Annotated in this window: 1 protein-coding gene; it reads left to right on the forward strand. The window is 65.6% G+C overall.

Translation table 11 applies throughout. The features are described from left to right. Positions 1-155 precede the first annotated feature (155 nt). A complete protein-coding gene (locus tag ACFWF3_RS31785) occupies positions 156-2,447 on the forward strand; it encodes an MMPL family transporter (protein ID WP_379317479.1) in 2,292 nt (763 codons plus the stop codon). Positions 2,448-2,552 lie beyond the last annotated feature (105 nt).

Here is a 2,552-nt window from a genome sequence, read left to right on the forward strand (position 1 = left end):
CCGCAATCCGCTACCGGATTGCGGGGCCGTTCGTTTTCGGCATCCGCGCTGCACCGGTGCTTGATATCGCCGTTGCTGGGCACCAGACTCAGGGCTAGTTCGACCCGGCTACACCTCCGATCCGCGCTCCGCACCGATCCACGAGGAGAAGAACCGTGTCCATCTATCTCTACCGGTGGGGCAAGCTGGCCTTTCGCCGCAAATGGATTGTGCTGCCCGTCTGGTTGCTGCTCTTCATGGTGCTCGCGGGGCTGGGATCCTCGTTGCAGAAGCCGATGACCGATGACTTCAGCATGCCGAACCTGCCCTCGGAACGGGCCACCGAAATCCTCGACAAGCACTTCCCCGGTATGTCGGAGGCGTTCGCGTTCGACGCGGTGACCGGTACCTATGTTGTGGGAGCGCCCGCGGGCCAGAAGCTCACCGACCCGGCCAACCGCGCCGCGATCGATGACCTGATCGCCGACCTCGAGCAGCTCGACATCGTCGACCATGCCGAACCGATCGTGAATCCGATCACCGCGACCGAGGAAATGGGCTGTCTCACCGGGCAACCCGATCCGTCGACCTGCAGTGGCGCGCCCCTGAATGTGCTGAACGAGACCGCACCCGAGACCGTCGCGTACTTCAGTGTCCCGTTCGCGATCAAGGACTTCGCCGACATCACCGCCGACGAACGCGAGGCCGCCTACAACGCCGGCGACTCCGCCCGCGCGGCCGGGCTGACGGTCGAGATCAGCGGCACCATCGCGATGGAACAGGAGATGCCGAGCGGCAAGTCCGAGATGATCGGTATGGCCGTGGCATTGGTGGTGATGATCGTGGCGTTCGGCGCCATCGTCGCCGCGTTCGTGCCGATCATCACCGCGATCGTCGGGCTCGGCGCGGCAACCTCGCTGATCTTCCTGTCGACCTCGGTGCTGTCGGTGCCGAGCTTCACCACGTTCCTGGCCTCGATGATCGGCATCGCCCTCTCCATCGACTACGCGCTGTTCATCGTCTCGCGCTACAAACACGAACTGGCGGTGCAGGATTCCGCCGAGGAAGCGGCCGGTACCGCGTTGGGTACCGCGGGCTCGGCGGTGGTGTTCGCCGGGCTCACCGTGATCATCGCGCTGGTCGGGCTGAGCATCGTCGGGGTCAGGTTCCTGACGTTCATGGGTCTGGGTGGCGCCATCGCGGCGGCGTTCGCCGTGCTCACCGCCATCACCCTGATGCCCGCGCTGCTCGGCGCCTTCGGCAAGGCGCTGTTCAAGCCGAAACTGCCGCTGATCGCCCAGCACGATCCCGAGGACGACAGCGTCGTCACCAACGGCACCCGGGTGGCCAGGGGGATCGCCAAGTTCCCCGCGGTCACGATGATCCTGGCCATCGTGGTGCTCGGCCTGCTCGCCGCACCGGCGCTGAACCTGAACCTCGGCCTGCCGGGCGAGGATAGCCTGCCCAAGTCGACCACCGTCCGTAAGGCCTACGATCTGCGCACCGAAGGCTTCGGCGAGGGCAGCAACGGTGTTTTGCAGGTGGCCGTCGACCTCAGCGAAACCCCCGTTGACCAGCGGCAGGCGGCGCTGAATGCCTTGCGCGACAAGCTACAGTCCTACCCCGACATGGATCTGGTCACCGAGCCGCAGATGAGCAAGGACGGCGCGGGCGCCCTGATCAACGGCATACCCAAGACCGGGCCCAACGCGCAGTCGACGAAGGATCTGGTGCAGTCGGCGCGCGCTGCGGAATCCGATCTGAACGAGCAGTACAAGATGTCGTACGGCATCACCGGAACCACCGCCATCTACGCCGACATCGACCATGTCCTGCTGAGCAAGATCGTGCCGTACATGGCGATCGTGGCGGGCGCGGCGTTCATCCTGCTGATCCTGGTGTTCCGGTCCATCCTGGTCCCGCTCACCGCCGCGCTCGGCTTCCTGCTGTCGATGGGCGCCACCTTCGGCGCGACCGTGCTGATCTTCCAGGAGGGCGAGCTCGGGCTGATCAAGGATCCACATCCACTGGTGAGCTTCCTGCCGATCATGTTGATCGGCTTGGTCTTCGGCTTGGCCATGGACTACCAGGTGTTCCTGGTGACCCGCATGCGCGAGGAATACGTGCACGGCGCCGACCCCACCGAGGCCGTGATCAAGGGTTATCACCACGGAGCGCGCGTGGTGACCTCCGCGGCGATCATCATGATCTCGGTGTTCGGTTCGTTCCTGCTGGAATCCGATGTCACCGCCAAGTCGATGGGCTTCGCGCTGGCCGCGGGCGTGGCGTTGGACGCGTTCGTCGTCCGGATGGTGCTCATTCCCGCTTTGCTTGTGCTGCTGGGCAAGTGGGCGTGGTGGATGCCGAAGTGGCTGGACCGGATCGTGCCCGATATCGACATCGAGGGCTCGCGGCTGCGCGAGGTCCAGGCCGAACAGCGGCAGGTCGCGCCGCTACCGCAAGGCTGAGCGTCGACGGGCCGGGGACACGTTTTACCCCGGCGGTTTGCGGATGTAATGGGGTGGGGCCGTTGGCGTGGGGGGGGCGGGGGTTGTGGCCGGGGTGGTTGGCGG

This window comes from Nocardia sp. NPDC060220, from assembly GCF_042727815.1.
In the GTDB taxonomy this organism is placed as follows: domain Bacteria; phylum Actinomycetota; class Actinomycetes; order Mycobacteriales; family Mycobacteriaceae; genus Nocardia.